Raw genomic sequence first — 24,993 nt, forward strand, 5'->3', positions numbered from 1 at the left:
GTGGGCTTCATCGAGTTCATGGCCAAGGACGTTGAGACCCTGCAACCGGACATTAGAGGAGGGCTGATGTGGCTGGACCACAAGAGCAACACGGAGCACGGAGTGGAGTTCAAGGAGGCGACCGAGGAGCAGCAGAAGGGGATACTGGACGGTATCGCGTACTACGACCCGGAGGTGCCGGGCAACGAGCGCCCTTTTGAGGTGAACTTCTTCTCCCTGGTTAGGAACCTGACGATGACGGGCTTCTACACGAGCAAGATCGGTATAGAGGAGATCGGTTACAAGGGGAACCAGCCCAATGTATGGGACGGGGTGCCACAGGACGTACTGGACCAGCACGGGGTGGCCTACGACGAGGAATGGCTGGCCAAATGCGTGGACCAGAGCAAGCGGGGCGTCATCGCCGAATGGGACGAAGACGGTAATTTGATCACATGATTTATATAGAATAGCCGAACCTTCTTTATGGAAAATAGTACATAAAGTGGATTTGAGTTAGTTTAGTTAATTTGATGCAGGCTCCTTAAAGGGGCCTGTTTTTTTAGTGTAGTCGAAGAAATTGAAACAAGCCTTTTGAGAGTTGTTGTTTTAGGCCAATTGTTTTTCCCGGGTTTGATAATTAGAATATCAAAATTTATTATTATGTTCGTACATAATAATAAAACATTCCCATATTTATTTAGAAGAAATAATTGCTGAACAGCCAACAAGCGGGTATTTCATCTCTTTTAACCAATACCATGAAAATTAAACAACCTTTACTGTTTCTATGTATATCCGTGATATTAAGTTCTTGTAAAACGGATAAAACCAAGTCAGATGGTGGACCTGCACATCTTGATAAAACACCCTACGAATATGTTAATACATTTATAGGAACAGCGCCTCTGTTGGATGAGAAGATTATCGGATATACTCCTCCAAAGGATTGGAGGGTTTGGGCAGGTTTGACTTATCCAGGATCATCATTGCCAAACGCTATGGTACAGCTAAGCCCAATCACGGAATATGGTACAGGAGCAGGTTACGAGTATGAGGATACTGAAATTTTAGGATTTGCCCATACTAACAAGGGACACTGGAATTTATGTAATCTACCAGTTCTGCCTATTTCTTCCCGAGCTAAAGCTCCCTACAAAGGCACTTTTTCACATGATAATGAATCGGCTTCCCCCGATTTCTATCAGGTTTATTTACAGAATTATGATATCAATGTAAGATTGACTTCAACACTTAGGGCCGCCATTCATGAGTATCATTACGGGGAGGCTGATGGAAAAAGAATATTGTTTGATTTGGGAAAGGCCAATAACCATGTTTCCGATTGGGAGATTTCCAAAGTATCAACCAACGAAATCAGTGGTTTTCAGAAGGTGGGAAGGGATAAAATTCATTTTTTCGCCCGAATTGATTGTGATATTGATAGCATTGCATTGACCAACCTTGGAGAATCCAAAGGATATGCTATTGTGCATTTAAAGGACAACAGTAAAGAAAAGGTTGCCATGAAAATTGGATTGTCCTATGTTAATGTTGAAAATGCAAAGCTGAATTTGGATAAAGAGGTTGGCCCTAAATCTTTTGATGATGTGTTTGGAGCGGGTAAAAAAATATGGTCGGATTTTCTAAATCAAATTGAGGTTACAGGCGGATCCGAAAAGGAAAAGGAAATATTCTACACCTCACTTTATAAATCTTTTTTATGGCCAGCATTAAGAAGTGACAGCAATGGAGACTTTGTGGATGCTTCGGGTAATATTAAGAATAAGGATTTTCAGTATTACACCATACCTTCATTATGGGATACCTATAGAAATAAAGTAGTGTTGATGGAAATTTTGAGGCCGGAAGTAACATCGGATGTCATTGAATCGCTTATCGACAGGGGAAAGGTTACTGGATTTATCCCCACATTTTTCCACGGAGATCATGCAGCATCTTTCATAACGGGGTCTTATTTGCGTGGCATAAAAGATTTTGATGTGCAAAAAGCATATGAGCTTCTACTTAACAATGCTTATAAAGAAGGAGGAACTCGTCCTTATATAAAAGAGTATATGGAACTAGGATATATTTCAGACCCAAAAATAGAGGAGCCCAACACCGAATCCAAAGGAAAAGCAGGGGTGTCCAAAACCTTGGAGTTTGCCTACGATGATTACTCACTTTCGTTATTGGCAAAAGAAATGGGGGATTCGGAACGGCAGGTGGATTTATTTGATAGATCTAACAACTATAAGAACGTATTCGACCAGAAAACCAATTTTATGCGGGGTAGATTGGCAAATGGAGATTGGATCACTCCCTTCAATCCAGAATACCCGTATTACGAGTATATGTACAGAGAGGCCAATGCCTGGCAGGTTTCTTTTTTTGTACCCCACGATATGCATGGCCTTATTGACCAATATGGAAGCAGTGAAAAGTTTGAGGAAAAACTGGACTCGCTCTTTTCCTATAAATGGAACCCCAACCATATTGCACGAAATGTTTCAGGGTTTATGGGGCAATATAGCCAAGGAAACCAACCAGGGCACGAGGCTCCTTTCTCCTATTATTTTATTGAAAAGCCAGAGAAATCCCAAGCGGTCATCGATAAATTATTGTCCGACTATTATGGAATTGGTAAAGAAGGCCTGGCACTTTCCGGTATGGATGATGCTGGGGAAATGTCTTCCTGGTACGTATTCAATGCATTGGGTCTATATCCGTTTTCCCCTACGGACCCTGAATACCTGGTTACTGTTCCCATTTTTGACACGGTAACCTGGCATTTGAAGGACGGTAAGAATGTGAAAATCATATTGGAAGGAAACACGAGAGCACTCAAAGGCATATATGTCAATGGAACAAAAATAGATGGCTACTTTATCGATCATTCCATATTTGAAAAGGGAGGAGAGGTTTTAATTCGAACAAAGAATTAATAGCAACGCTCATTGCCATAAAACAAATACCTTAGATAGAACAACCGAAACGCATTTAATAGATTATGAAATCATATTTTTTACACACAGGACTGTTATTCCTTATTTTGTTGACTAGCTGTAAAATGGAGGAAAAAAAAGATGGGTCGAACATGGGTTCAGAAGCCATTTTAAAAACTAGATGGACAGACCAAGTAGACCCAAATCATGTTTTGCCCGAGTATCCCCGACCTATTCAACAACGTAAGGAATGGATGAATCTGAATGGATTTTGGCAAGTTGATACTTCTCCAAAGCAAGACATTCCTTTTGGTACGGCACTTTCGGATACTATTTTAGTTCCATTCGCAGTGGAATCCTATCTCTCCGGAGTGCAAGAAAAAACGGATGACCTCCTCTATCGCAAAACATTTAAGGTACCGGAGGATTGGGATGATCAAGTCATATTGAATTTTGAGGGGGTCGATTATCACGCAACCATTTATGTCAACACACAAAAAATTGGAGAGCATAAGGGTGCCTTCGACCACTTTTCATTTAACATCACCAAGTATTTAACTAAAGGTGAGCAAGAATTGATGGTCAGGGTTCATGATGCTTCCAATGATGGATTACAACCCGTAGGAAAGCAGGTAAAGAAGCCTGAAGGGATTTTTTATACTTCCACGACCGGTATTTGGCAAACGGTATGGGTCGAACCAGTTTCGTCCAACCACATCCAATCCTTCAAAGTGGAATCGGATATTGATAAAGGTCAAATTGATTTTTTTGCTGAAGCCACGGAAGGAAATGGAACCATCAAGTTGGTCCTAAAAGATGGAGAACAATTGGTTGCCGAAACTGAAGGTTCCCCAGGAAATCATATTATACTCGAAGTTCCAGAGCCAAAATTATGGAGCCCAGAGCAGCCTTTTCTTTATGACTTGGAAGTACAATTGGTCAAAGATGATTCCGTTACAGATGAGTTTTCCAGTTACGTGGCCATGCGTAAAATCAGTTTGGGAAAGGATAAAAACAATGATACCAAGATTCTATTGAACAACGAACCCTATTTTCAGGTCGGTGTGCTGGATCAAGGATACTGGCCGGATGGCTTGATGACCCCCCCTACAGAAGAAGCTTATATATGGGATATTGAAACCTTTAAAAAGATGGGCTTTAACTTGTTGCGCAAGCATGCGAAAACCGAAAGCCAACGTTGGTATTACCTATGCGATAAATTGGGAATGCTGGTTTGGCAAGATATGCCCCAAGTTTACCCACACGAAGATTTTGAAGAAAGGCTAACCCCAAAAGACAAGCAGCAGTTTGAAAGTGAACTCAAAGCCATGGTGGATGACCTTTATAACTACCCGAGCATCGTGATGTGGGTCGTTTTCAATGAAGGGTGGGGACAGTACGACACAGAAAGGCTTACCCATTGGGTAGAAGATATGGATGAAACAAGATTGGTGAGCAATGCCAGCGGCTGGACAGATCATAACGTGGGGGATATTATTGACATGCACAGCTATCCCGGCCCTGATATTTACCCGGTGGAAGAAGAACGGGCGACCGTATTGGGAGAATTTGGTGGCCTTGGATTGGCGGTTCCAGAACATCTGTGGCAGTCGAACAATTGGGGCTACCGTGAAATGACAGATACCTTGGAATTTAAAAACTCTTACGCAGAGCTGTGGGACAATGTATGGCAAATGAAGCAGGACAAGGCCGCAAGCGCAGTGGTGTACACGCAGCTATCCGATGTGGAAGGAGAAGTAAATGGTCTGGTCACCTATGATCGCGAAGTCATAAAATTGCCAATGGATTTTCTTTATAATATTCATAACGATAATATGGTTTCCCCGGTAGTCATTTCTTCCGATCACTCTATGTTTTTGGATCATGAGAAAATCTCATTGGCAAATCGAAAAGGAGAAACCATATACTACACGCTTGATGGTTCAGATCCAACAGAAAGTTCAAATAAATATACCGAACCAATACAGGTTAATGCAACATCTTTGCTGAAGGCGAGGTCTATCAATGGTGATAAGAAGAGTAAAGTTACCCAGAAGCGGTTTGAAAAGGCTGACTCCTTGAATCCACCCCAGCTTCAACTGGGTGAAGATTTTCAGAAAGGTTTGAAATATTCCTATTATCAAGGGCAATGGGATTATCTCCCAGATTTTAGTCAACTTGAATCATTGAAATCGGGTATTGCAGACGGCATTGATTTGAACAAAGCAACTCGGGAGAGCGATTTTGGCTTGACTTTCGATGGGTACGTTCGCCTTATGGAGGATGGTATTTATACCTTTCATTTGACGTCGGACGATGGTTCCATGCTATGGATCAATGATAAGAAGGTCATTGAACATGATGGGCACCACGCCATGGATACCAAAACGATAGATCTACCGCTTCAAAAAGGATATCATAAACTTTCGCTCCATTATTTCCAAGCTAAGGGAGGATTGGGATTAGATGTAAAAATCATAGGACCGGATGGCAAGGATTTGTCAAACGACAACTATGTACATAACTAATAGAGTATTCCCAAGTTTTTTTTAAATGTTATGCATATAAATGAAAAACGTTGATATAGTGTTATTTTTGATTGTATGTGCAAACATTAAAATGCCATATTATAATATAGATGCCAAATGAAATTTGAAATAGACCACAAAAGTCCAGTTCCCTTGCACGCCCAAGTTGAGCAATTGCTCCGTGAATTAATAGCGCAGGAGGAATACCAAAAAGGAAAGACACTTCCCAGTGAAGTTGAATTGAGCAAACGATTGGCAATCTCTAGGTCTACGGTGAGGCAAGCGGTCAAAAAGCTTGTATTTGAGGGACTGTTGGTCAGAAAGAAAAAGGCAGGTACTCGAGTTGCACCACAGCCTGTAAGTTCGCGTTCCAATAATTGGTTGAGCTTTTCGCAGGAAATGAAAGTAAGGGGGATTCCGATAAGGAATTTTGAGCTGCATTTAACTTGGGTAAAGCCCCCTTCCAATGTTGTTGATTTTTTTAATATTCCCGAAGATAGAAAAGTTCTTAAGATGGAACGGGTAAGAGGAAAGCCAGATGAGCCTTTTGTTTATTTTGTATCCTACTTTCATCCCCGAATCGGGCTAACAGGGGAGGAGGATTTTAAAATGCCCCTGTATGAAATGCTTGAACAAGAGCATTCAACAATAGCATCACTATCTAAAGAAGAAATCAGCGCAACAGCATCCAATGAGTTGGTATCCCAAAAACTTGAGATTGAAATAGGAACTCCTGTGTTGTTCAGAAAACGATTTGTTTTTGATCAAGGAGAACGACCCATTGAGTTCAATTTTGGCTACTATAAATCCGATAGTTTTATTTATTCGGTTGAAAGTAGTCGATAGGAAATTGTTAAATTCCTAATATTGTCCTCAATAATCAAACACTTTCCAAATTACAAAAGCAACTTTTTATTAAAACAACATGATTTAAATAAAATAAATTATTATGTTTGTACATAAGTACATTATAATTTATTTGTTAATTTAATGATTCAGAACGAAGAAAAAAGCAAAAGCACATTGGGAATAAAGCGTAAGACCGACCAATATATATTACCCCCTACTCAAGTTTCAAGCCTGCATCAAGATGGCCAATATGATATTTACCCGCGGCATCATATGGAAAGCGGAAAAATTTTCGAAGGTTATGAAGGGCTTGCAGATTTTATCATCAAACACAAAACAGTTTGCCTTGATGGATTTTCAGGAGTGGCATGGGAGATTGTGGTCCATAAAATATGTGATGCCGTTAAAAGCAATGGTTTTACAGTCAATGCCATCGCAATTAAGGCATGTTTAAAGGATGAAAATAAAATTGCATCCATGGTCGATCCCTTTTTAGGGGAAGAGGAATCGGTATGGGGGAGAAAATGTGATTTTTCCCTTTTGGATTATTTTGATAGGGAAAAGCTCAAGACTGTCAAGCCCAATAATCAAAGTGTAATCAATATAGTTTACGGGAGCGGTGCCAGTTTAGTAGATTGGGATTGCCCGTTGGTTTATTTTGATTTGCCCAAAAATGAATTGCAGTACCGAATGAGGGCTGGTTCAGTAACCAATTTGGGTATATCCACTTCCAATGTGGATTTTAAAATGTACAAACATTACTACTTTATTGATTGGGTGGTTTTGAACCAAGAAAAAGAGAGATTGGCCTCCAAAATAGATGTCATTGTAGATGCACAGTTCCAAGATACAATTACATGGTCGCACATGAACGATATCAAGGAAGCCCTTAAAGTGATGGCCGCTTCTGTATTCAGGGTAAGGCCTTGGTTTGAACCAGGAGCATGGGGAGGTGAATGGATAAAGGGGCACATACCTGGTTTGAACAAAGATGTCGTCAATTATGCTTGGGCATTCTCTTTGATCGTTCCCGAAAATGGACTGCTTTTTGAAAGTGATGGCAACCTTCTCGAGATTTCTTTTGATTTTCTGATGAACCAAGAATCCAAAAATGTGTTGGGCAAGCATCAAGCAACCTTTGGAATCGAGTTTCCCATTCGTTTCAATTTTTTGGATACTTATGAAGGAGGGAATCTATCCATTCAATGTCACCCCAGTCTTACTTACATTCAAGAAGAATTTGGGGAGAACATAACACAGGATGAATGCTATTATATTTTGGACTGCAAGGAAGATGCCAGTGTTTACCTCGGTTTTCAAGAAAATATTGATTCTCAAAAATTCAAAGAGGACCTTGAGCGCAGTCAAGAGGAGAATATTGAATTGGACATTGTCGACTATGTGCAAAAGCACCCATCCAAAAAGCATGAGCTTTACCTTATCCCCAATGGTACTGTACACAGTGCAGGTTCTGGTAACATGGTGCTGGAAATCAGCGCCACCCCATATATTTTCACCTTCAAAATGTACGATTGGTTACGATTGGACCTTAATGGAAAACCACGTCCAATCAATATCGAGCACGCCTTTAAGAATCTGAATTTTGATAGAAAAGGGGAAAATGTCACCAATGAACTTTTCTCTAAAACCTATGTGGCCGAAGAGACCTCGGATCATGCCATTACCAATTACCCAACCCATCCCGATCATTTCTATGACGTCAGAAGACTTGAATTCGATGTGTTTATTGAAAGAAGTACCGAAAACTCATGTCAGGTAATGATGTTGGTCGAAGGTGACCGGATTCAATTGGAAACTGAAAATGGTCATGTGGAAACACTTGCTTATGCCGAAACTTTTGTTGTTCCAGCTGCTGCTAAAAGCTTCAAGTTGAAAAATTTGTGTCAAGGTAGGGCCAAAGTCATAAACGCATTTCTAAAATAAATACCATGAAAAACAAACGAAAACGCACTGAGTAGTACAACTAAACGCACACAGAAAACTAAAAATTAGCTTAAAACAAACGTATGAAATCAATAACTAACTTTTTAAGGAATGGATGCCATTTTTGGAGGTTCTTTTCGGGAATTCCTTCAAATGAGCTGACAGTTGCACCAGCAACGGTGGACAGCAAGAGAGGCTTTGTTGTAAAAAGATCTTATGCTACCGTAATTTTGCTGGCGCTTTTCACCTATGGTGGATTCGCACAGGAAATTAACGTTACTGGTAAGGTAACAGATGAACTGGGACCCATATTTGGGGCCAATGTCCTTGTTATGGGAACCACCAACGGAACCAGTACCGGTATGGAAGGGCAATTTTCCCTTACTGCAAACAAAGGGGATGTCCTTCTTGTATCATATATTGGATATAAACCGCAAGAAATCATGGTTGAAGGCGATACGCCGCTGACCATAATGCTTGAGTCGGATACCTCGAATTTGGACGAGGTTGTAGTGGTTGGGTATGGTACGGAAAAAAGGGCAGATCTTACTGGGGCCATTAGTACCATTGATGAGACTGCCATTCAGGGAAAGCCTGTGAGCAATTCCTATCAGGCGTTACAAGGAGAGTCGCCAGGATTGATTATTCAAAATACAACATCTAGACCGGGCTCTGTGCCGCAGATAAACATTAGGGGTGTAAGTACCATTAATGGAAACACTCCCTTAATTGTAGTGGATGGTGTAATCGGTTCTCTAAATAATGTGAACCCCAACAATATTGAAAGCATAAGCGTTCTTAAAGACGCCGCCTCATCCGCCATTTATGGTTCCCGTGCGGCCAACGGTGTGATATTGGTGACTACTAAAAAAGGGAAGTCGGGAAAGCCTGTATTTCAATACCAAGGATCTTATGGAGTGCAAACACCTACCAATTTTCCTGAATTTGCCTCTTCCTGGGAATACGCCACATTACGTAACGAGGCTTTGGTAAACTCTGGTTTTCAACCTGCGTTTACCCCGGAACAGATTTTGGATTACAAAGAAAATGGTCCCAATGTATACTGGAACCGTGAAATTTACAAGGATATGGCACTGCAAAGTAGCCACAACCTGTCCATGAGCGGTGCAGAAAATGGTCTTAACTATTTGGTGTCGCTCGGCTATGTGGATCAAGAAAGCATGTTCAAAGGTCCTGATTACGGCTATCAACGATATAACGCCAGAATAAATTTGGAAAAACAGGTCAATGATAAATTAAAGTTGGGCGGACGTATGTCATTTGCCAGAAATGATATCAAGGACAACGCCTATTTTGAAGAATGGATCATTGAGCCCACCATGCGTATACCTCCGATTTATGACATTGTGGACGAAAATGGTGATTACACGCTTGTAAGTGGAAGTAATAGCAACCCTTTGGCCCAACTTGAGGTAGGCGGAACCACCAAATATCAAAACGATGAGTTTTTAGGGAACTTTAGCATTGAATACGAACCCGTTGAAAACCTGATTCTTAAAGGGGTGTTGGGAGGTAATTTAACCAGCAATAAAACACATCAGTTTAGAAAAGCAATAGACTTTGCATACCCAGGAGGGGGAAACAATGAAAATTCGGTAACCGATAATTACAATAGGTCCTTGTATTTAAACCCTTTCTTGACGGCTAGTTACAGCAAGGATTTTAATGAAAAGCATAGCTTCAACATGATGCTGGGAGCTTCGTCCGAAAGTTTTAAAAGTGAGTTTTTTGGTGTTACGGGAATCGATATTCCTGGAAATGAGTTTGGAGTAATCAGCAATGCCAGTGATATCCAGAGTGCCAATGGTTCTGGAAATGAATGGTCTATCCAATCCTTCTTTGGTAAAATTGGATATTCCTACGATAGTCGATATCAAATCAATGGTAATATTAGATACGATGGATCGTCCAGATTTTCATCGAAGAACCGTTGGGGTGTCTTCCCTTCGATTTCTGCCGGATGGACCATAAGCAATGAAACTTTTATGGAATCCGTTGATTTTATCTCCTTTGCCAAAGTTAGAGCTTCTTGGGGGCAGTTGGGCAATCAGGATATCAACGATCTATATGGCTATCAAAGTTTGGTTAACATCAATAGTAATGTTTACAGTTTTGGTGGCGTGCCTGTTTCCGGATCTTATTATTCCGTAAGCAACAGTAATAGAACATGGGAGACATCAACCATGAAAAACTTGGGTATAGACCTATCCTTGTTCAATAGAAGCTTTGATGTAACCGTTGAGTTATTTGACAATCTCACTGAGGATATATTGCTCCAATTGCCAGTTCCGGGGACTTATGGTCTAGGACAACCTTTCCAAAATGCCGGATCGGTACGAAACAGAGGTTGGGAATTGAGTTTGGGTTATAGGTTCCAAACAGGTGAAGTTGACCATTCATTGAATATTAATGTTGCTGATAACAAGAATGAGGTTGAAGACCTCAGAGATCGCGAGTTTATAAATGGTTTTGATGTAAATACCATTTTACGGGAAGGATATTCGATCAATTCCTACTACGCATTGAAGAGTGATGGTTTTTTCAATACTGATGAGGAAATCGCCAATAGCGCTACTCCGATTTTTGTAAATGATGTGGATCCAGGGGATATCAGATATGTTGACCGAAATGGAGATGGACAAATCGATTACGACAACGACCGTTTTATCCTTGGCAATGAATTTCCACGATATACTTACGGTGCAACTTATGCCGCGAATTGGAACGGGTTTGACTTTTCAATCTTCGTTCAAGGTGTGGGACAGCGAAAACAATGGTTGAGGGGAGAAGTAATCGAGGCGTTCCATAACAGTAACGAAGGACCGGTGTTCAATCGCCATCTTGATCGTTGGACCCCACAAAACATGGATGCTTCATATCCAAGGCTTACAGTCGGTGCAGAATCGGTGAACAACGCGGCAAAATCTGATTTCTACATTTTTGATGCCCATTACCTTCGAATCAAGAACATTCAATTGGGGTATACCATACCCGATCTAGCAGTTGAGAAAATGGGACTGAGTAAAATTAGATTGTACCTAACCGGCTTGAACATAGCCACATTCAGTCCGTTGAACGCTATTGGCGTAGACCCAGAAAATACAGGGGCAAGTGGAAGGGTATACCCAGTGTCCAGAATCTTCTCTTTGGGACTAGACATTAATTTCTAAAAAAAACATCATGAAAAAAATATTTTTATTTCTAAGTGTCATATGGATATTTTCCGCATGTTCTTCAGATTTGGATCTATCCCCAATGGATTCGCAGAGCGAATTGAATTATTGGGATACCGAGGAGGATGCGCAAATATTCCTGAACTCGATTTATGCTGATTTGATGTCAGCACAAGACTACCTATACTTTAATGCACTTTCAGATGACGCCTACACCAAGGCCATGGAAGAGTACCGTAATATTGCAAGCGGAAGTTACGGCACCGCCAATGGCGTAGTGGCAGGTGTGTGGTCCGGGAGATATGAAGCTATACGTAGAACCAATATATTTCTCAACAACATTAATGAGGTTGAGGAAATCACCGAAGACCAACGAACGGCTGTTACCGCTCAAGCCAGATTTATTAGAGCTTGGCATTACTTCAACCTAATAGAACTGTATGGCGATGTCCCTCTTATTACGGATGAAATTAGTATAGAAGAGTCGCTTACCCTTGAAAGAGATGATAGCGGAGCCATTTTGGCATTTATTTACAATGAGCTTTCTTCGGCGATAAACGGCCTTCCGAGCAACTATCCTGCCGATCAAAGTGGTAGAATAACCAAAGATGCGGCAATAGCATTCAAATCCAGGGTTCATCTGTACAATGGAGAGTATGAAATGGCAGCAACATTGGCCGAAGGGCTGTTGGGTGATTATTCGTTGTTTCCCAGCTATGCTGATCTTTTTAAAACAGAAAATGAATCAGCCAACGAAATTTTATTGAGCCTTCAGTACATCCCTACATTTAGGGAACACAATAATCAATATTCATTGATACCGCCTAGTTTGGGAGGGTATGCCAATTTCTCCCCTTTGCAAGAACTGGTGGATGCCTATCCAACCATAAATGGATATGGTATTGATGAGCCAGAAGCAAATTATGATGAGAACAACCCATATCAAAATCGTGACCCAAGGTTGTCCGCGACAATTATCCATGATGAATACACTATGAAGGACTTTGAAGGCAATGATATTGTAATAGGTACTTCCCCAGGTGATGAACCGGATGGATTGAATTTTTCATCAAATAGCACACCTACAGGGTATTATGTGCACAAGTTCTATGACCCCATGGCCCGGAATCAAGTAAATTCAGGTCTTAACCTAATTTTAATCCGCTATGCCGAAGTACTCTTGAATTTAGCTGAAGCAAAAATAGAGCTGGGAACATTCAGTCAGGCTGATTGGGATGCTACCATTGGGGCCATAAGAGCAAGGGCCGGACTTCAAGGGGATGCACTTGTGTTTCCCGGAAATGACCAAAACCTGTTAAGGGGAATTGTACGGAACGAAAGAAGAATAGAACTAGCTTTTGAAGCAGGACATCGATTTTTCGATATCAGAAGATGGGAAATTGCCGAAGAAGTACTCAATGGTTGGGCCCATGGTATTAAAACAGACGACAGCATCGTTGACGATGGATACATTAGAGTGGATGAGAGAAGCTTTGACCCGGCAAAACACTATTTGTGGCCCATTCCTCTTAGTGAGCGAGATATTAACGATAATCTAACCCAAAACCCTAATTGGTAATGAAAACAATACTAAAGTCATTTTTGACATTGATGGTTTTATCCATGACATTGATTTCATGTGATAATGACGATTACACTTTAGATCCTGAAATTGCACTAACGGGTTCCTTGGAAAGCCCAAGTAGTAGCGAGACTATAGCGATAGACCTTGAGAATGGTGACAATATCATCTTTTCTTGGACCCCGGCACAGGCCAATGATGGTGGTACCATATTGTATACTATAAAGTTCGATAGACCTGGTGGGGATTTTAGCGACCCATTGTATACATCGCCGTCCGACAATGGTGGTGGGGCAACCACTTTTACCATGAGCACGTCGCGTTTGAACATCATAGCGGCCGAAGCTGGCATTCAACAATTGGAAACAGGTGATGTGGCATGGACGGTCGAAGCTTCGAGCAGCTATTTCAGGGAAAATTTCGCCGAGCCTTCTACACTTAGTTTGACTCGACCTGAAGGACTGGCGATATTTCCGGAATACATGTACGTATACGGTTCAGCTACCGAAGCATCCGATATTCCAAGTGCAGTGGCATTCAAGCAGATTTCCAATCAATTGCCCAATGATAATTTTCAACCTGGCGTTTTTGAATCGGTTACCCACCTTTCCCCAGGTGAATTTTATATCGTTAATGGAAACAATGCTTCTGCTGAAGACCTGACCCATTATTATATCAATTCGGAAGGAAAGATAAGATCAGGGGATGATCCTACTACTTTTGATATGGAAGAGGGTGTGTACAGAGTGCGTATGGATTTGGCCAAAGCCACTATTTCCTTTGTCGAAATTTCTAACATTCAATTGTATATTTTGGCCAATCAAGCGGTTAAGGCAGACCTTGAATACGTCGGAAATCATACTTTTGAAGCTACCAACGCCTATTTTGAATTCTTGACGCCAGAATCCCCCGATGCGCCGGATTGGTTAGGTTGGGAGGAAGAACGCTACCGCTACCAATTTCAACTGGGAGATGGACAGGTTTCTTATCTGGGAAGTATGCACAACGAAGCAATGAACGGCTCTTTGGTTCCGGGGCTTGAAGGATACAATGGACGACCCAACGGAGGCGAACCGGAATATTACAATAATGTGTATTTCTTGGGACCAGAGGCAGCCTATTGGCAAGGAGCCTGGAAATTTCCAGATGCATTGAACGGTGCAAACTTTACCGTCAGGGTAGTGTTTGATCCCAAGGCTGAAAATTATTACCAAGAATTAATACAAGAATAATTACAGAATATGATAAGTTCAAAAATTACATTTTTTTGTTCCCTGTTGTTTTTATGGGGGGTCGGTTGTAGCAGCGACCCCTCCATCGAGGATCAGTTGGAAGAAGGAAACGAAGAAATGGAGAACCCGGTTCCTGAAGAAGAGGAATCCTTGAGCCATAAAGAAAAGGCCAAGGCCGTTTATGATATGATTCAATCCCTTTATAAAAAAGAGGATTTATATAGAGAAAATTTCCCGTCACAATCAGGAGATCCTGCTTATAGCTATTTATGGCCCTATGTAGGAATGCTCACGGCTGGTAATGTACTTTATGAACTAGGGTACGACAGGTCTATTTTGGACAAGGAGTTTTCCGGTCTTGAGGCCTATTATGATGACAGGAATGTTCTACCCACCTACCAAGCAGCTCCAGTGACCGAGGGGCAGACCGATCATTATTATGATGATAGTGCCATTGTGGCCATGGAACTCATCAAAGCTTACGAGCTTACAGGGGATGCCTTTTATTTGAACAGGGCCAAGACCGTTACAGAATTTATCATGTCCGGTGAAGATTCACGAATGGGAGGAGGATTGTACTGGTTTGAGGCGGAATCCACCAATTGTACAGGAGGGGCCAATTGTATGAAAGCGGCCAATACCAGTGCATATGCATCTTATGTGACCAGCAAAATGTACCAATTGACCAATGAGTCACAGTACAGAACTTTTGCAGAACGGGTGTACGAGTGGAACTATAATACCTTAAGAGATCCCAGCGATAATCTATATTGGAACGATATCAATATAGCAACAGAGCAAATAAATACTACAAAGTGGACTTACAATGCAGCCTTGATGATTATGGCGGGGGTAAACCTCTATGAAATATCCGACGACCAAGAATACTTGAACGAGGCCATTGCCACGGCACGGTCTGCCTATTCCAAGTTTACGAGCATTGTCAATGGGCAAATATTTTACCAAACCCACGATTCTTGGTTCAATGTAGAGCTATTGTCCGCTTTTGTACAATTATCGGAATATGATTCAAAGACGGATGAATACATAGACGTTTTTATTAAAAACATGGATTATGCGTGGGATAATGCAAGAAATGCCGAGGAACAGTTTTTTGAAGACTGGTCAGGTAATAGTGAAGGCCGTTACTATTGGCTACTTCATCAAGCAGCTTTGATAGAAGCTTACGGGGTCGTGGCCTTATATGAAAATGAATCATAAATAGATGTTGATCGGAAAAACTGTTTTTCCAATAATTGAATAAAGAGTAGATGTTCAGTATAGGAGTTGATATAGGAGGAAGCCATATTTCATCTTGTGCGTATAGCCATGAGAACAAAACCTTATGCAGGGAAACCTTTTCTTATAAGAAAATAAATTCCCAAGGTTCAAAAGAAGAAATATTGACTGGATGGGTAGATGCACTGCAGGCCACCATTAAAGGTCTGGGCAAACCAATAAGCGGCATAGGAGTGGCCATGCCCGGTCCGTTTGATTATTATAATGGAATTAGCAAAATCACCGATGTTGAAAAACTTCAATCCCTATACGATGTCAATCTCCGTTTGGAATTGGCCGATAGGCTTAAGGTTCAGCCCTCCCAGATTAGATTTATAAATGATGCAACCGCGTTCTCCGTTGCCGAGGCGTTGATAGGTAAAGCATCAAAATTTAGAAAAGCAATAGCGATAACATTGGGAACGGGATTGGGATCCAGTTTTCTGTTAAACGGCAAGCCCATCATAAAGGATAAACAAGTTCCTGAAGGAGGTTTCCTTTATAACCAATATTACCGAAACGTGTTTGCCGATGATCTTTTCTCCACAAGGGGAATTATCAATGCTTTTGAAGAAGAGACGGGTAAGAGGCTAAAAAATGTAAAGGAACTTTGCGAATTGGTGGGTGTAGATGCCAATGCCCGTAAAGTCTTTAACGATTTTGGAACCAGACTTGCTGATTTTATCAACCCTTATATTGAGGAATTTGAAGCCGATGTTTTAGTTTTTGGAGGTAACATTTCCAAAGCGTTCGAATTCTTTGGCCCTGCGTTAAAAGAAGCGCTGAAGGGTGTCGATGAGATTTATGTGTCGGAATTTGGGGAGGAAGCGGCAATCATGGGAAGCGCCCTTTTGTTGGATGAAGATTATTATGCAGGCATAGCAGAAACCTTAAAATTGATGTAATGGATACAAAAAAGATGAATTTTAAGGTTGTACTTCCTGTACTGTTGTGCTACATCGTTATGGGGTTTGTGGATATTGTGGGGGTATCCACAGGTTTTGCACGACGTGATTTTAACCTATCACCGGAAATGGCACAGCTCATACCTTCCATGGTGTTTGTATGGTTTTTTTTCCTGTCAATACCCATTAGTGTGCTGCAGCATAATATAGGCAAGCGTAAAGTGTTGCTCTTTGGTATACTTTTTACCACTGTTGGCATGTTCTTGCCATTCATATACTATTCCTATGGAATTTTACTGGTGTGCTTTGTATTACTGGGCATAGGGAACACCATCATTCAGGTTTCCTCAAATCCGCTGTTGCAAGATGTAGTGGCCAAGGACCGTTTTTCCAGTTTCATGAGCCTATCCCAATTCATAAAGGCCATTAGTTCACTTGTTGGCCCATTGATCGTGACCTTTGCCGTATCTCGGTATGGCGATTGGAAACTCGTGTTCTTGGTATATGGCATTACTTCTTCGATTGCTGGGCTTTGGTTAATGCTGACTCCTATTGAAGAATCATCGTCGGAAGAGAGGGCCACCTTTGGTTCGGCACTCAAACTATTGAAGAATCCATTTATTGCTGCCATGGTGCTGGCCATTTTCTTGATTGTTGGGCTTGATGTAGGTATGAACACCAATATTCAAAATCTGCTTACATCCCAATTTGGGATAAGCTTGGAACAGGCATCCATAGGTATAAGTATTTATTTTACGGCATTGATGATAACCCGGTTTTTAGGCGCACTCCTATTGTCCAAAATTAATAATCTTAAGTTTCTGTACTGGTCGTCCTTGTTGACCATTGTGTTACTTGTGGCCCTTGTCTTTTCAACATCGAGCCTGATGGCCCAAGTGGTTATTTTTCTGATTGGTCTGACCTCTGGAAATCTTTTTCCATTGATTTTTTCACTTACGGTAAACAAGATGCCCGAACGTGCCAACGAAATCTCTGGATTGATGATCATGGCAGTTGTAGGAGGGGCGGTTATACCACCGATCATGGGATTGATCAATAAATCCTTCGGAGTTCAATTGAGTTTTGTAGTGCTTGTGCTATCGGCACTATATGTTTTTGTTACATATTATATTATTAAAAAAAGAGGTTAAATGATTTATAGATTTTTAATTGCCTGTGCCATTTTGCTGGTTTCCTGCGAAACTTCCACAAAAGCTGAAAAAGCAAAGGATATTGCAGAAAGTTCCCCGATAAACTATGTGGACCCGAACATTGGAACCGCCCACAGCCGCTGGTTTTTCTATACACCTGCTTCCATGCCCTTTGGTATGGCAAAATTGGGGCCATCAACGAATGGAAGTCTGGGAAATGAGCAAGGTTGGGAAGCTACGGGCTATGATTCAAGGGACAATACCATTGAAGGATTTGCTAACCTGCACGAGTTTCAAATTGGAGGATTTTTGTTCACTGCTATTACAGGGGATTTAAAAACAACCCCAGGTGATATGGAAAAACCCGAAACAGGCTATCGTTCCAGTTTTGATAGGAAAGATGAAATTGCCCGCCCTGGTTATTACAAAGTAAAGCTTAAAGATTACGACGTAACGGCCGAGCTTACAGCAACAAAACGCGTAGGTTTTCATAAATACACCTTTCCAAAATCTGATAGTGCCTATGTTATTTTGGACATCGGTAACGAGCTGGGCGAAAGTGGCGATGTAAAAGATGCCAAAGTAACTTATAATCCCGAAGATCAAACATTCATGGGATGGGTGACTACGTATCCCAAATATGTGCAAAAGTATCAGCAAGGTGCTGAGGTAAAAATGTTCGTGGCAGGAGAGATAAGCAAAAAGGCAGAAGAGGCAGGAACATTTATTCACGATAAACAATTCAAGGATGTGCTTCATCAAAAAGGTGAAGGTGCTGGAATCTATCTTCGATTTAAAACGAAAGAGGATGAAGCTATTGAAGTCAAGGCAGGGTTCTCCTATACTTCAGCAGAGAATGCATTGGAAAACCTCAATGCAGAAGCTGAGAATTTAACATTTGATGAAGCGCTATCAACAGCAACACAAACTTGGGAAAACGAACTCTCAAAAATTAAGGTCACAGACACTTCAATAGTAAACAAAACGAAATTTTACACAGGTTTGTTCCATGCACTGTTAGGTAGAGGACTGGCAAATGATGTAAACGGACAGTTTCCAGAAAATGATGGAAGCATAGGCCAAATTCCATTGAATGCCGACGGAGACCCAGAATTCAACTTCTATAATACCGATGCAATTTGGGGAGCATTTTGGAACCTCACACAATTATGGACACTGGCATGGCCTGAATACTATAACGATTTGGTACAGACACATCTTGCTGTATATAAAAATTCCGGATGGATGGGAGATGGCTTGGCCAATTCCCGTTTTGTGTCCGGTGTTGGCACCAACTTTGTGAGTTTGATGATTGCATCCGCTTATCAGGCAGGTATTCGGGATTACGATGTGGAACTGGCTTTTAAGGCCGCTTATGAAAACGAGGTCCGTTACAAAGATAGGATCGAAGGGGCCGGTAAAACGGATTTAAAAGGGTTTGTAGAAAATGGGTATATCAGTTATATCCCGGGCATGGAAACCACACCTGAAGGTTCTGGCTTTTCCGTGTCACATACGCTTGAGTATTGTTTCAGTTCCTATGCAGTGGCACAGTTTGCCAAAGCCTTGGGGAAGCAAAAGGAGTATGAGGAATTGATGGAACTTTCCGAGAACTGGAGAAATCTTTATGATGAACAAACCGATTTCATTAGGCCAAAGGATGACTCAGGTAATTTTCTGGATGATTTTGATCCTTTTGCCCCTTGGATTGGCTACCAAGAAGGAAATGCGTGGCAGTACACCTTCTATGTGCCGCATCAACCAAAGCAGCTTGTAGAGAAGATGGGAGAGGAGAAGTTTGTAAAAAGACTGGATTCCATTTTTACGGTGTCTGAGAAAACGAAGTTTGGTGGTGAACAGATTGATGCCTTTGCCGGATTGAACTATTTGTACAATCAAGGGAACCAGCCCAATCTGCATATTGCATACCTCTTTAATTTTACGAACAAACCTTGGCTAACCCAAAAATGGATAAGGGAGATTTGTGATGGTTTTTATGGTGTGGAGCCCATTCATGGATATGGGTATGGTCAGGATGAAGATCAAGGACAATTGGGGGCTTGGTACAATATGGCTGCCATTGGCTTGTTTGATGTAAAAGGATTGGTGGATATAGACCCGAGTTTTCAATTGACAAGTCCAATCTTTGATAAGATAGAAATCCAATCAGGTTGGGGAAGTACCATAACAATTGAATCGAAGGACAATCACTCTAAAAATCACTACATACAATCCCTTAAAGTGAATGGTTCGGAGAGCCGTACCAATCAGATACCGCTCGATGTACTAAAAAATGGGGTGAAATTGGAGTATCAATTAGGACCTGAGCCCAATAAGGAATGGTTCAATTAAAATTTAGTTCAATTAATTTGATTTAGTAGTTTAGTTATTGCAGGCTCCTTATGGGAGCCTGCTTTTTTGGTCAAGTACATAAATATTCGGGGTGGAATCGGGAACTCTTCTTAAACCATTATCCCTTGACCAAATCATAAAAAAACCGTATTGAAGTGACTCAATAAATCAATGGCAGGATAAAGCCATTTCAATACGTCAATAGCTACCTTAAACTCGGATATTATCCCTTCTAAAAGGAAGAGCTCGACCTTTACGAAATATGCCTTGGGGAAGTAGTGAACATGGTTCTGGAAATTGAATTGCCATTGTTGCGAAACGTGGATATCGCCTATGTGACCAAAGTAAATTAAGTGCTAACATTTATGTAGGCCACCAAGAATTTAAAGTTGTGGACCAATTCGGAACCTATATCATACAGCCCCAAAATGATATTTTTCCCGAATTGCCGAAGAATGAGGACCTGACCATGAGAATGGCAAAGACGGTAGCCTGTCCTATTTTATAAAGCGTTTTGATAGATATGGTAAAGGAAAAAAATATGCCACGGAAGATTTTGCTCAATTGACAGGAAATACCAGGGATACCAAGTATCGTTTCAGTATGGAGAAATTGGTGCCCGTTACCGAAGAATATTGTTCATTTTGTAGCCTTACCCCTTTTAGGACATCGCTAAATTCATAAAAGTATCATTAATGTCGTTTGTTTCGGGGAAGAATTCTTCCCCCGAAACGGTTCGTGTATTCCCTGGGCGGCATATCCCCGATGGATGAATGGGTATGCTTTGTATTGTAATCCTCTATCCATTATCGTGCAGATCTTGATTTCAGGTAATCATAGATTTCGTATTGCGACCTGACTTTTTTGCCATTCTCTACAGTCTTGACATACTTGTATAAAAGTTTTAGAGCTACTTTATACTTTGGACAGGTAATCTGGCATTTGATCAACATCTGGACACCCAATCTGTTCCATCACTTGTTTTAGTTGTATTTTTAGAAGGGAAATGGTGTGGTCTCCCCCTGAATTTCCCAAGGCAGCGGTTCCGTACATGAATGGACGACCCATAAAAGTAAAATGGGCCCCACTGGCCAAAACCCTTGCAATGTCAGGTCCAGAACGAATCCCACTGTCCATCATAATGGTAGTTTGATCACCATATTTGGCCACGATACTTTGTAAAGAACTGATTGTGGACCCACCAGCATCCAATTGTCTGCCTCCATGATTGGAAACAATAATACCATCAAGCCCCAATGAGATTGCTTTTTCAGCATTAGAAGCTGTGACCACTCCCTTTAAAACCAATTTTCCTTTCCACATATCCCTTATGGCCGCTATTTTGTCCATGTCCATTCGTTTGCTGAATGTCTGGTCCATAAAATACCCGAGTTGTTTTAGGTTCAATCCTTTTGGTATATAAGGTTTCAATACTTCAAAATTAGGCTGACCGTGCCGGAGGCACTAGAACCTGCCTCTGAAAATGCCTTTAAATATGGACTTTCCAGACTTTTAAAATTTTATGCTCACCGAATAGGTGACTTTACAAAAAGTTAACCTGTTTTGCGGAAAAACCCCAGTTTTTGTAGCCTTCCCTTTGAACAATTTGCATTCGTTCACAGATGGTTATGTTTCGACATTTTTTCATAACCCATTATTCCAGTGCCAAAACTTATTGATTGAAGACAAATTGTGTTTTTCTCCTTTGCCATTAAATTCTATATTTATATGCTTGAAAAGCAACATTTTAATGTACGGCATATTTGATTTGACTTTCCTTTAGTCCGTACAAACCAAAGTATGTTTATGTGGCAGCTGATTTCTAAATCAGCTTGTATTTCTTCGGTCCCGCTTGCGGGACTAAAGGAATAGCAAGAGGGTGATGCGCAAATTGCGCTATCACGGTTATTTTATAGTATTTAACATTTTGAAAATCAGTTAATTGATTGAGTTTTGAAAGCTTGAAACATCAATTAAAATAACAGCAATGTACCTTATCATCTCGGCACAGAAAATGGGCAGTACCTATAACTCCAGTGTGGGGAACTATGTGGATTATCTGGAAAAGGAAAACGAGGATAGGTTGCCTGAACAAAGGGAAGAATTCTTTGACCAAGAAAACGACAACGTAAGCCCTCAAATGGTCATCGATGAAATTGATGCCAATACTGCGAAACTGAGACAGAAAGACCCAAAACTCTATTCCATAGTGGTCAGTCCCAACTAAAGGGAACTTAAGGCCATCGGCAATGACCCCAACATGCTAAGGGAATACACAAGGAAGCTTATGGAGGACTATGCCAAGAGTTTTCATAGGAATCAGGAGGTATAGGCAGAGAACTTGAAATATTATGCCAAGATTGAGCATGAGCGCACTTTTCGGGGATTTGACAAACAAGTTCAGGAGAATGCACCTTACCGAGGGGAAATAGCAAGGCTCAGGAACGAGATACGGAAAGTGGAGCGAGGAGAATCCATAGGGAATGTCAAAGAGCTTGAAAAGAGGATCACAGAGCAAACAAGATTGGTCCCGCACAAACAGAACGGGCAATTGGTGGCAGCAGGGATGCAAAAGCAGGGCCACAGACCCATATCCATATCATTGTCAGTAGAAGGGACATGACGAACACCTATACCCTTTCCCCCATGGCAAAGCACAAGGCCTCCGAAGTGGAACTGAACGGAAAGATGGTCAAGAGAGAATTTGATAGGGACAGCTTTTACCAAGCTGCGGAAAAGACATTTGACAGGACAACAGGTTTCAAGAGGAACTATGTGGAATCCTATGTTGGGTGAAAGGCTCATACTAAAGAACCGGGAAAGTTATTTGCTAAAGTAATGGGTCTGCCTACAAATGAAAGGGATATGGCCTTTAAACTCCTAAAGACGATGGGTGTCCAGGCACCGAGTATACCGACCAATAAAGTGCAAATGGCTGCCAAGATCATCAAAGCACTTGGAAGGGGCATTGATAAGGCAATGGGTGCGGGTGAGGACATGGGGTATTGAAATCCAAAAAGTAGGTTGTGCCCTTTCGGGTTTTTGCTTTACGCTTATCTATCGGAACACTACAAAAAACCCGACAGGATCCATGCGCAAAAGTTGGGGTAAGATTTGGAGTGCTTGCGGCGCTTCACTGTTTTCCGTTTGTGAATGAGCCGAATGGATGAGACCATCAAAAGCAGAAAATTGGAGCCATTCTATATTTGGTTTTAGTGGTTTGAAAATCGATTTTATGTTATTTTCAAAGGTGCTCAATTTTCCGGCCAGAGTGGTATACTAAGTCCGGCATTTCAAGTCAAGGTCAAAGATGGGAAATATTTACAATTAAATTTTCATGATTTTTCTTTGAGTATTTTCCAAGATATATATAATATTGTAATTATGTACTACAATATAAATACAATGAAACATTACATCTACATTTTAGGGATTTTATTGGTTTTCGTGACTAGTTGTCAAAAGACACCTTTTGAGACGGCAAACACCAAAATGTTCAACTGGCCGGTTTTGAAGAACAAATCGGATAATCCGGTGTTGCGAATCAGTTTTCCAATCCCCAACGATACCCTTATGGAAACTGATATCCAATTAAGCATATCCCACGAAAATGTTGAGGCCCTAAAAACAATCCGCCTTTATGCTACAGGGAAAGATTCCCTATTTAATAATGAGGCCATATTGGTGGGGGAGAGCATTCCTGCTGAGGAAACCAAATTTGATGTGGCTGTCAAGCTGGAGAATGCACCGACTTACTATTGGCTTTCCTATGAGCTAAAAGATAAAGCTGACCTTGCCCAAACTGTTAAGGCTGTTTTGAAGGAAGTCAAGGTCAACGGAAAGCAAGTGACTATTTCCAACGTTAATGATCTCGATAAACTGCGTTTGGGCGTGGCATTGAGGCAGCATGGACAAGATGGCGTCCACACCTATAGGATTCCGGGGCTTACCACTTCCAACGAAGGTACCCTCATGGCCATTTATGATATAAGAAGGGACCTTTCCAGAGATTTGCAAGGTAACATAGATATAGGGGTAAGCAGGTCCTTTGATCATGGAAATACGTGGAACGAAACCCAAGTGGCCCTGGATATGGGAACTTATGGCAATCTGCCGGAAAAATTCAATGGAGTGAGTGATGCTTGTATCTTGGTAGATGAAAAAACGGGCAACATTTTCATTGCCGGTCTCTGGATGCACGGTGTAATCAATAAAGAGGGGCAATGGCTGGAAGCATTGAACGAGGAAAGTGAAGACTGGAACCACCAATGGAGGGATAAGGGATCACAACCGGGGTTGGACATCAAACAGACCAGCCAATTCCTGATTGCCAAAAGTACAGATAATGGAGAAACATGGGAGGAGCCCATCAACCTGACACCTATGATCAAAGACCCGAAATGGTGGTTGTTTGCACCGGCACCTGGTCATGGTATAACCTTGGAAGATGGCACCCTTGTATTTCCTACACAAGGAAGGGACAGTGAGGGAATTCCTTTTTCGAACATTACCTATAGCAAAGATGGTGGCAAAACATGGGTCGCCAGCCAGCCAGCAGGTCATAATACTACAGAATGTATGGTGGTGCAATTGTCAGACGGGTCACTTATGCTGAACATGCGGTACAATGCGAACAGAAAAAACTTTACGGATACCAATGGACGGGAAATAGCGGTTACCCATGATCTTGGCCAAACTTGGGAAGAACATCCCACATCGAACAATGCCCTCATTGAACCCGTTTGTATGGCGAGTATCCACAAACACTATTATACAGACGATGCGGGGAACAAAAAGAGCGCTTTGCTGTTTTCCAATCCCAACTCCAAGGAAAGTAGGGTGAAACAGACCATCAAGGTGAGTTTTGATGATGGCCAAACGTGGCCCAGTGAACATTGGATAGAACTGGATGAGGGTAGGGGTGCCGGATACTCCTGCTTGACCAGTATCGATGAGGACAAAATTGGAATATTATATGAGGGAAGTCAAGCCCAGATGACTTTTCAGATCGTTCTTTTTGATAATATTTTGAAGGGCGGCAAGGAATAACA

General features: G+C 41.4%; 13 protein-coding genes and 2 pseudogenes. 14 read left to right on the top strand and 1 reads right to left on the bottom strand.

What is annotated here, in order from left to right:
- From DCK90_RS03930 to DCK90_RS03985, 12 genes are all read left to right on the top strand, one after another.
- On the top strand, window positions 1-438 hold a 438-nt coding region (locus DCK90_RS03930), incomplete at its 5' end, for a gluconate 2-dehydrogenase subunit 3 family protein (RefSeq protein WP_199912645.1).
- 302 nt (window positions 439-740) lie between these two features.
- A complete protein-coding gene (locus DCK90_RS03935; protein WP_108244892.1) occupies window positions 741-2,927 on the top strand; it encodes a GH92 family glycosyl hydrolase in 2,187 nt (728 codons plus the stop codon).
- 125 nt (window positions 2,928-3,052) lie between these two features.
- Window positions 3,053-5,455, top strand: a complete 2,403-nt coding sequence (locus DCK90_RS03940; RefSeq protein WP_108244893.1) for a PA14 domain-containing protein — start codon at window positions 3,053-3,055, stop codon at window positions 5,453-5,455.
- Between the two features lie 117 nt (window positions 5,456-5,572).
- Window positions 5,573-6,301 carry a GntR family transcriptional regulator gene (locus DCK90_RS03945; protein ID WP_108244894.1) on the top strand — a complete coding sequence of 243 codons (729 nt, stop codon included), beginning with the start codon at window positions 5,573-5,575 and terminating at the stop codon, window positions 6,299-6,301.
- Window positions 6,302-6,577: 276 nt separating this feature from the next.
- Entirely contained in the window at window positions 6,578-8,248 is a 1,671-nt protein-coding gene (locus tag DCK90_RS03950) for a class I mannose-6-phosphate isomerase (RefSeq protein WP_234414617.1), read from the top strand.
- An 83-nt stretch (window positions 8,249-8,331) separates the two neighbouring features.
- Window positions 8,332-11,439 (top strand): SusC/RagA family TonB-linked outer membrane protein, encoded by a 3,108-nt coding sequence (locus tag DCK90_RS03955; protein ID WP_108244896.1) that lies wholly within the window; start codon window positions 8,332-8,334, stop codon window positions 11,437-11,439.
- A 10-nt stretch (window positions 11,440-11,449) separates the two neighbouring features.
- Window positions 11,450-13,021, top strand: a complete 1,572-nt coding sequence (locus DCK90_RS03960; RefSeq protein WP_108244897.1) for a RagB/SusD family nutrient uptake outer membrane protein — start codon at window positions 11,450-11,452, stop codon at window positions 13,019-13,021.
- Window positions 13,021-14,256 carry a SusE domain-containing protein gene (locus DCK90_RS03965; RefSeq protein ID WP_108244898.1) on the top strand — a complete coding sequence of 412 codons (1,236 nt, stop codon included), beginning with the start codon at window positions 13,021-13,023 and terminating at the stop codon, window positions 14,254-14,256. The genes DCK90_RS03960 and DCK90_RS03965 overlap by 1 nt, the downstream gene beginning before the upstream one ends.
- A 9-nt stretch (window positions 14,257-14,265) precedes the next feature.
- Window positions 14,266-15,477: a glycoside hydrolase family 76 protein gene (locus DCK90_RS03970; protein WP_108244899.1), complete on the top strand. Its 1,212-nt coding sequence runs from the start codon at window positions 14,266-14,268 to the stop codon at window positions 15,475-15,477.
- Window positions 15,478-15,527: 50 nt separating this feature from the next.
- Window positions 15,528-16,439 carry an ROK family protein gene (locus DCK90_RS03975; RefSeq protein ID WP_108244900.1) on the top strand — a complete coding sequence of 304 codons (912 nt, stop codon included), beginning with the start codon at window positions 15,528-15,530 and terminating at the stop codon, window positions 16,437-16,439.
- Window positions 16,439-17,590: an MFS transporter gene (locus DCK90_RS03980; protein ID WP_108244901.1), complete on the top strand. Its 1,152-nt coding sequence runs from the start codon at window positions 16,439-16,441 to the stop codon at window positions 17,588-17,590. Before DCK90_RS03975 ends, DCK90_RS03980 begins: the two co-directional genes overlap by 1 nt.
- On the top strand, window positions 17,591-19,942 hold the full coding sequence (locus tag DCK90_RS03985; RefSeq protein ID WP_108244902.1) for a GH92 family glycosyl hydrolase: 2,352 nt from the start codon (window positions 17,591-17,593) through the stop codon (window positions 19,940-19,942).
- 915 nt (window positions 19,943-20,857) lie between these two features.
- Here DCK90_RS03985 and DCK90_RS03995 read toward each other — a convergent pair.
- Window positions 20,858-21,403, bottom strand: a pseudogene (locus DCK90_RS03995) (alpha-hydroxy acid oxidase); the annotation flags it as partial.
- Between the two features lie 553 nt (window positions 21,404-21,956).
- Between DCK90_RS03995 and mobB the strand changes: the two are divergent.
- A pseudogene (gene mobB, locus DCK90_RS04000) lies at window positions 21,957-22,951 on the top strand (MobB family relaxase).
- 396 nt (window positions 22,952-23,347) lie between these two features.
- A complete protein-coding gene (locus tag DCK90_RS04005; protein WP_108244972.1) occupies window positions 23,348-24,991 on the top strand; it encodes a sialidase family protein in 1,644 nt (547 codons plus the stop codon).
- Window positions 24,992-24,993: the final 2 nt, after the last annotated feature.

Source organism: Muricauda brasiliensis, from assembly GCF_003057865.1.
GTDB classification, from domain to species: domain Bacteria; phylum Bacteroidota; class Bacteroidia; order Flavobacteriales; family Flavobacteriaceae; genus Flagellimonas; species Flagellimonas chongwuensis.

What these genes read in the sequence shown, in the direction of transcription:
- DCK90_RS03980 (WP_108244901.1), top strand. Translation starts at nt 16,439, where the DNA reads ATGGATACAAAAAAGATGAATTTTAAGGTTGTACTTCCTGTACTGTTG.
- DCK90_RS03950 (WP_234414617.1), top strand. Translation starts at nt 6,578, where the DNA reads ATGGAAAGCGGAAAAATTTTCGAAGGTTATGAAGGGCTTGCAGATTTT.
- DCK90_RS03960 (WP_108244897.1), top strand. Translation starts at nt 11,450, where the DNA reads ATGAAAAAAATATTTTTATTTCTAAGTGTCATATGGATATTTTCCGCA.
- DCK90_RS03985 (WP_108244902.1), top strand. Translation starts at nt 17,591, where the DNA reads ATGATTTATAGATTTTTAATTGCCTGTGCCATTTTGCTGGTTTCCTGC.
- DCK90_RS03955 (WP_108244896.1), top strand. Translation starts at nt 8,332, where the DNA reads ATGAAATCAATAACTAACTTTTTAAGGAATGGATGCCATTTTTGGAGG.
- DCK90_RS04005 (WP_108244972.1), top strand. Translation starts at nt 23,348, where the DNA reads ATGAAACATTACATCTACATTTTAGGGATTTTATTGGTTTTCGTGACT.
- DCK90_RS03935 (WP_108244892.1), top strand. Translation starts at nt 741, where the DNA reads ATGAAAATTAAACAACCTTTACTGTTTCTATGTATATCCGTGATATTA.
- DCK90_RS03945 (WP_108244894.1), top strand. Translation starts at nt 5,573, where the DNA reads ATGAAATTTGAAATAGACCACAAAAGTCCAGTTCCCTTGCACGCCCAA.
- DCK90_RS03970 (WP_108244899.1), top strand. Translation starts at nt 14,266, where the DNA reads ATGATAAGTTCAAAAATTACATTTTTTTGTTCCCTGTTGTTTTTATGG.
- DCK90_RS03965 (WP_108244898.1), top strand. Translation starts at nt 13,021, where the DNA reads ATGAAAACAATACTAAAGTCATTTTTGACATTGATGGTTTTATCCATG.
- DCK90_RS03940 (WP_108244893.1), top strand. Translation starts at nt 3,053, where the DNA reads ATGGAGGAAAAAAAAGATGGGTCGAACATGGGTTCAGAAGCCATTTTA.
- DCK90_RS03975 (WP_108244900.1), top strand. Translation starts at nt 15,528, where the DNA reads ATGTTCAGTATAGGAGTTGATATAGGAGGAAGCCATATTTCATCTTGT.